Source organism: Dolichospermum lemmermannii CS-548, from assembly GCF_028330815.1.
GTDB lineage: Bacteria > Cyanobacteriota > Cyanobacteriia > Cyanobacteriales > Nostocaceae > Dolichospermum > Dolichospermum lemmermannii.
Map to the genome: position 1 here is coordinate 1 of NZ_JAQMTJ010000080.1, position 7,015 is coordinate 7,015.

Genomic DNA, 7,015 nt, shown 5'->3' on the forward strand with positions numbered 1-7,015 from the left:
GTCAGGAAGTCAGGAAGTCAGGAAGTCAGGAAGTCAGGAAGTCAGGAAGTCAGGAAGTCAGGAAGTCAGGAAGGCGTACTATATTATTGTGTTTTATCTCCATAGATTTCAAATTCCTATAGGTAATTTTGTATGATAGTGGATTTTTCTGTTTTGCCTTTGGGGTTTTTATTTACTTCCCCTGGTCCGATTGTGGTTAAATTGGGACCAATTGTTATTCGTTGGTATGGGTTGTTGATTGCTTCTGCTGTGTTAATTGGTGTTAGTCTTTCTCAATACCTAGCCAAGCGTCGTCATGTTAATCCCGATTTAATCAGTGATTTATCAATTTGGTTGGTGATTGCAGCTATTCCCGCCGCTAGGTTATATTATGTTTTGTTTCAATGGCCAGAATATTCTCAACATCCAGAACGGATAATTGCAATTTGGCAAGGGGGTATTGCGATTCATGGGGCAATTATTGGCGGGGCGATCGCGGCGTTAATTTTTGCTAGACTGAATAAGGTATCTTTTTGGCAATTGACTGATTTGGTTGCTCCTTCATTAATATTAGGGCAAGCAATTGGTCGGTGGGGAAATTTTTTCAACTCGGAAGCTTTTGGCAGACCAACTAGTTTACCTTGGAAGTTATATATTCCCTCAGATCGTCGTCCTTTGGATTTAGTGAATTTTGAATATTTCCATCCCACTTTTCTTTATGAATCGTTGTGGAATTTAATGGTGTTTGCATTGTTAATAACTTTGTTTTTTCGAGCTTTAGCTAAAAAACCCCGGTTGAAAGTAGGGACGTTATTTTTAGTTTACTGGGTTGCTTATAGCTTGGGACGGGTTTGGATTGAAGGTTTACGCACAGATAGCTTAATGCTAGGACCTTTACGGATGGCACAGATGGTAAGTTTAGGGGGAATGACTTTAGGATTATTTGGTTTAGCTTGGCTATATATATTCAAGCGTTCCTTACCTGATGTTGTTGCTGGGGGAAATGAAGAAAAAAATGCCCCAGAGTAATTAATCTCTAGGGCTTAACCAGGGTGCATCTACCATCTATTTCTACTAGGCAAAGTGGCTGAATCCGGAAGGGTACTAGGGAAATGGTAAAAGTTTTTTTTGCAGGGTTTTGCAGGGGGACATTAATGAGTGAATCTACTAATAATTTGAGTTTTTTCAAGTATCCAAATACCTTAGAGCCTGGGGTTTATATTGTTGGTGCTGGGCCGGGAGATCCTGATTTATTAACGGTTAGAGCGCAAAAGTTGTTAGCTGCTGCTGATGTGATTTTATTTGCAGATTCTCTAATTCCCGAACAAATTCTAGATATTTGTCGTCCAGATGCGGAAATTATCAAAACAGCAAATCGGACTTTAGAAGAAATTTTACCATTGATGATTGATGCCGTGCGATCGCATAAATCTGTAGTAAGATTACACTCTGGTGATCCTAGTCTGTATAGCGCTATTCATGAACAAATGCAGCTATTAGCCGATGCTAATATTCCTTTTGAAGTCATTCCTGGGATCAGTGCTTTTCAAGCTGCCGCAGCTAAACTCAAGATAGAATTAACTGTGCCTGGTTTAGTGCAGACTATCATCCTGACTCGCATTAGTGGCCGTACCCATGTTCCAGATACGGAAGAGTTAGCAGCTTTAGCAGCACATCGTGCCAGTTTATGTTTATATCTAAGTGTGACTCATATCACTGAAGCCCAAGGGAAATTGTTAGAACATTATGATCCAGATACTCCAGTAGCAATTTGCTATCGCTTAGGCTGGCCAGATGAAAAAATCCGGGTTGTGAATTTAGCACAAATGGCAAATTGTACTCATGAAGAGAAATTACGCCGAACGACACTTTATGTGATTAGTCCTGCACTATTACCAGTAAGTGGGCGCTCGCGCTTGTATCATCCTGAACATAATCATTTATTCCGTTCATCACATAGCCTTGGTTCAGATACAACAGAATTGAGGATGTAGAGGCAAAGTTTATCTCGTTTAAATTGACGAATTTTAAATTATCTCCACCGGCAATAAAACTCCTACTCTCCGTGCCTCTGCGCCTCTGCGTGCAAAAAAATTAACTCTGCATAACAGTATCCAATAGCAACCCAGCCCCAAACCGAACAGGATCTGTACAAGGTAACTTAGTTTCTGCTATAGTTTGAGCGATCGCATTTTTTGCCTCTACTTCCCCCAAATTCCGAGTATTCAAAGCAATTCCCACCACAGGAACAGGACGAAAAGCCCCCGCACCACTAGCAACAATTTCATACATCCGAATTACTTCCGGTAAAGCTGGAATCGGTATATGAGGATTATTACGGTTGTGAGTTTGTCCCGCTTGATGCACTAAAATTAAATGTGTAGGCTGAGAACCCCGAATTAGCGGTAAAGTTGCCGTTGAACCAGGGTGTAAAAGAGAACCTTGCCCTTCAATTTGCAAAATGTCGTAATGTTGACCAAAACGCATTACCAACTGTTCCACCGCACCAGCCGCAAAATCTACCCGCACAGCGTCTAAAGCCACCCCTTCCCCCTCCAACATTAACCCAGTTTGACCGGTAGCCAAAAACTTAGAACGGATACCCCGCAACTTAGCCACCCGGTGCAATTCCAGACTAGTTGACATTTTGCCAATAGCCATATCCGTTCCCACCGTCAACACCCGCCGACAAGGCAGATTTTGCGCCATTGCCGATGCTACCTCTAAATTAGCAGGTTCTTTGCGGACATCCCAAATTAATTGTCCTGGTTTGAGGAGGGCATTTAATTCCGGTATATTTGCCATTGGTGTATGTAATCCATTTACCAAAGACATTCCCGCTTTCAGGGCATCTTTGATATCCAGCCAATAATCATCAGGAACAGCCCCACCTTTAGGCGCAATCCCAATTACTAGAACTTCCGGTTTGTACTGTAAAGCTGCTGTCACAGATGCCACAATTGGCACATCTCGCTGAATACCTGTTAACTCTGGTAAAGATTTACCGACACATTCTCTGTCAATCACCGCTACAATGGGCGACTCGCTGTAGCGTAAAATTGATAACCCTGTTTTTCCCTGAACTCCAGTAATTCCCTCATGAAGAAGAATTGCTATTTTTTGATTAAGCGACAGACGCACAATGTTTCACTCCCAAACCAGGTAAATTATTCGGCAAAACTCGCCCATTTTCTACCACAGCACCACTAAAAGGATCATTAATTAAATTCAAATGACTATCTAAATCCAAATAATCAGCCAGTGGTGCAAGTTGTAATGCGGCGGTATTAGCAAGACAACTATCAGAATAACAGCCAAACATGACTTGTAAATTGTGGGCTTTGGCTGTATGCACCATTCGCATGGCTTCGGTGATTCCCCCAGATTTCATTAATTTGATATTAATGCCATCAACATAATTAGCTAATTGGGGAATATCCGCACTGGTAAAGCAACTTTCATCGACAAAAATTGGTAACGGTGAATGTTTTTTCAACTGGGCTAAATTTGCTTCTTCACCTCTGACTAAAGGCTGTTCAACATACTTAATTCCCAAATCAGCTAACCAATTACACATATTAATAGCATCGGTTAAACTCCACCCCCCATTAGCATCAACAAATACATCTTTTCCGTCGGCTTCTTCCAGGACTGCTAAGAGCATTTTTTGATCTGCTTCTATTCCCTCGGTTGAACCTAATTTTACCTTTAATAACTGTACGTCCATAAATTGTAACCAGTCTCGCGTCCTGTCCCTTGCACCTGCTGGGGAATTAATGCCAATTGTTACCGATGTTGGTACTATAACATTTTTATCCAGTCCCCACAGTTGCCACAATGGTAAATTCACGCGCTTACCCAACCAATCATGTAATGCAATATCCACAGCCGCTTTGACTGCGGACGGAATTTGCATTTGTTCTAATAGTGCCTCAATTTCCTGCCGTTGCCAAGGGCTATATTTTTGTAAAGTAGGTATGATTTGCTGCAAAGTTTCCTGAATTTTATCAGTAGATTGCCTATGGTTGCCCACACCAAAAGGAGATGCTTCTCCCCAACCTGTAATTTCTTCTGCGGTAATTTGTAACCAGATATTTGTTGTTTGTGCTGTTGTCCCCCGACTAATTGTGAGAGGAAATCGTTTGTTAACTGTAAAGGTTTGAAAATTGATTTGCATATAGGAGGTGATAGCCTTGAAGGCTGACAGAATAAATATGGCAAAAACACAAATTAGCAGTTTATACTTTTTACAAAACCGCCACTACTTAGCATTATAATTATACTAATAATCTTAATCTAACCCCCTGTATATGAAAAACTTATTTTCCTGGAGACTTCTCCCATCTGAGGCTGATTTTTCAAATTTGTGGGAAAATGCAACTTTTGTCTTTGATACCAATTTTCTTTTAGATTTATATCGGGTATCGCGCCCTACTGTAGAGGATTTTCTCAAAATATTGGAACATCTCCATCGCCAAAACAGAATTTGGCTGCCTTATCAAGTAGCCGATGAGTTTTTGAGACGGCGAGAAAAAGAAATTGATTTGGAGGCAGCATCTTTTAAGAAAGCTCTATCAGAACTCGATAGATGGAAATCTGAACAACAGAAATTTAAAAGTCTCCGAGCTAATCTTGCACAAGCAGGAAGAATTGTAGCTGCTGAAGTGGAGGATTTGTTTGATAAGCAGAAAAACTACTTTGATGCAGTGGATGAGGTAGAGAAGGTTTTTCAAGAAAAGATAAAGGAGCTTGCCAATTCTCATTTTCCATTTGATGCAGACAATGACATAATTTTGGAACGTCTTCTCTTAATATTTGATTCAAAAGTAGGAAATCCCTACGATAAGCAAAGTTTGCAAAGCCTATATAAAGAAGCTGAAGATAGATACAAAAAATTACAACCTCCTGGCTTTATGGATGCTAAAGAAAAGGAGGATGAACGGAAGTATGGAGACTTCATTCTTTGGAAACAAATATTAACTTTTGCTGAAAGAGAGTCTTTACTAATCGTTTTCGTAACAGGGGAGAAAAAAGAAGACTGGTGGATAAAGAAAAATGGAGAAATAGTTGCTCCACATATCGAACTAAGACGTGAATTTCAGGAATATGTCAAACAGCCATTTTGGATGTATCGAACTCAGCGTTTTATTGAAATGGCCAAGGATAAATTAATGGTTGAGATTGATCCGAGATCAATAGAAGAAACAAATACAATTGCCGATGCTGATTTAAGTGATGAAAAAGAGAATGAAGCTATTAAGGAAGCAATTGAACAATTAATTGAACAAGCGAAACCAGAATATTCTACTTTGAAAATGGCAAAAAAATTAGTGGAACAAGCGAAACCAGAATATTCTACTTTGAAAATGGCAAAAAAATTAGTGGAACAAGCGAAACCAGAATATTCTACTTTGGAAATGGCAAAAAAATTAGTGGAACAAACAAAACCACTATATTCTACTTTGGAAATGGCAAAAAAATTAGTGGAACAAACAAAACCACTATATTCTACTTCGGATATAGCAAAATTAATTGAACAAACGAAACCACAATTTCCTACTTCGGATATGGAAAAATTAATTGAACAAATGAGACCAGCATTTACTAATTCAGATATGGAAAAATTAATTGAACAAATGAGACCAGCATTTACTAATTCAGATATGGAAAAATTAATTGAACAAATGCGAAAGACGTACAGATGAGGGGTCTATAAGCCTGTAGTAGTAAGTTGGGTTGACGCAAGGAAACCCAACACCACATTACGGTTTATCACAAATAAAGACGATATTTAGCTAAGTTCAAAATCTCTTGATGATTTATTTCTGATTGTATTGGATCTTGTAATTCTAACCTTTCAACTAAATAACTATAAAGTTCTAAACATTTTTCATGATTCTCCGGCTGATTCAACAAATCATCACCAGCCTTTAAAGTATCTAAAGCAAATTGATAATTTCCCTGTTGACAATGATGATAAAAAGCATCAATATAATCGTTTAAATCATCTTCCCAATCCCAATTTTCCAGCCAATTACCTTCTATATTATCAACATAAAGATGAATATAATCAGAACCATAAGTTTGTTTATCTAGCTGCAACTGTTGGGATGCTTCTAGATATTTCCAATCTACCTCGGAAGTTGACTGATTATAAATACTTACGTTCTTAGTCATAATACTATCCAGGAAAGGGTATAACGGCAATAAAAGTGATGGGGCTATCGCTACTCTCTTTTAGCATAACATCTGCTAACTTGAGTAGATTGTTTGGAGTGTTCACTTGAGCATCATGAGCAACCAGTAAAGCCCGTTTAATACCCCAACATGATAGAGTATGATTCCATTTCTGCTGCTTCTTCAGAAAATCAGGGTTACGTTGTCCATCTCGAAGGATAGGAGTACCCGTAAGTTGAACAAACACAGGCTCAAGTGTACTAGGAAGGTGACTAACAAGTAAATCTGTAGCCATAGAGAAATCTAGAATATAACGGCTTGAGGCACTTCCGTCAGACCTAGCATTAATTGTTTTAGTTAGAGCAATAATTAAATCTTCATCACTGCCAGTATACTCTTCTTGTATCAGTTTTTCAATCCAGTAAGAAAATTTTGGATCTTCTTGACTCAACCAATTAGGTAATATGACGCTATACCAGTAATACTCAGTTACAGATAGATTCTTTTGTTGGCAAAATTTTTTTATTTCTCCTTGAGGTAAATTTAAAATCGGTTTGATGTCATATATATAAGTTTGAATATCGTAATAAAACTCATTGAGAAAACCTATTAAAAACCGTTTTTTATCAAGGAGTTCACTTTTATATTCAGATAGTGTAGTTAGAATTTCTTTAATCCTAACTGCCAATTCAGTTTCTCCTCTAAACAGAGATTCACGTTTTAACCCACATTCCGCACCCCAAAATGTTACAGAGGGAAATTACGGAGATGAAAATCAAAGGGAGCATCAAAACAAACAGATAAAGTGAAAAAAGGCATTTGAGAAACAGTAAATCACCAAAAATGTCATCAAAATCTA

The 7,015-nt window shown here is 38.5% G+C and carries 7 protein-coding genes; 3 read left to right on the plus strand and 4 right to left on the minus strand.

What is annotated here, in order from left to right:
- Nucleotides 1-132 precede the first annotated feature (132 nt).
- Together lgt and cobM are read left to right on the plus strand one after the other, a co-directional pair.
- Nucleotides 133-1,008, plus strand: coding sequence for a prolipoprotein diacylglyceryl transferase (gene lgt / locus PN450_RS05300; protein WP_148763066.1), 876 nt, complete (start codon nt 133-135; stop codon nt 1,006-1,008).
- A 125-nt stretch (nt 1,009-1,133) separates the two neighbouring features.
- Nucleotides 1,134-1,973, plus strand: coding sequence for a precorrin-4 C(11)-methyltransferase (cobM, locus tag PN450_RS05305; RefSeq protein ID WP_168632640.1), 840 nt, complete (start codon nt 1,134-1,136; stop codon nt 1,971-1,973).
- Nucleotides 1,974-2,073: 100 nt separating this feature from the next.
- Here cobM and PN450_RS05310 read toward each other — a convergent pair whose 3' ends face one another.
- Together PN450_RS05310 and PN450_RS05315 are read right to left on the minus strand one after the other, a co-directional pair.
- On the minus strand, nt 2,074-3,120 hold the full coding sequence (locus PN450_RS05310) for a DUF1611 domain-containing protein (protein WP_271835642.1): 1,047 nt from the start codon (nt 3,118-3,120) through the stop codon (nt 2,074-2,076).
- Nucleotides 3,104-4,156 carry a dipeptide epimerase gene (locus PN450_RS05315; RefSeq protein ID WP_271835643.1) on the minus strand — a complete coding sequence of 351 codons (1,053 nt, stop codon included), beginning with the start codon at nt 4,154-4,156 and terminating at the stop codon, nt 3,104-3,106. Before PN450_RS05315 ends, PN450_RS05310 begins: the two co-directional genes overlap by 17 nt.
- A gap of 133 nt (nt 4,157-4,289) precedes the next feature.
- Here PN450_RS05315 and PN450_RS05320 point away from each other — a divergent pair, with 133 nt between their 5' ends.
- Entirely contained in the window at nt 4,290-5,684 is a 1,395-nt protein-coding gene (locus PN450_RS05320; RefSeq protein WP_271835644.1) for a PIN-like domain-containing protein, read from the plus strand.
- A gap of 67 nt (nt 5,685-5,751) precedes the next feature.
- On the opposite strand, the gene PN450_RS05325 is transcribed toward PN450_RS05320, so the two are convergent.
- Both PN450_RS05325 and PN450_RS05330 read right to left on the minus strand, forming a co-directional pair.
- Entirely contained in the window at nt 5,752-6,156 is a 405-nt protein-coding gene (locus tag PN450_RS05325; RefSeq protein ID WP_271835645.1) for a hypothetical protein, read from the minus strand.
- A 4-nt stretch (nt 6,157-6,160) separates the two neighbouring features.
- Nucleotides 6,161-6,844 (minus strand): hypothetical protein, encoded by a 684-nt coding sequence (locus tag PN450_RS05330; RefSeq protein WP_271835646.1) that lies wholly within the window; start codon nt 6,842-6,844, stop codon nt 6,161-6,163.
- Nucleotides 6,845-7,015 lie beyond the last annotated feature (171 nt).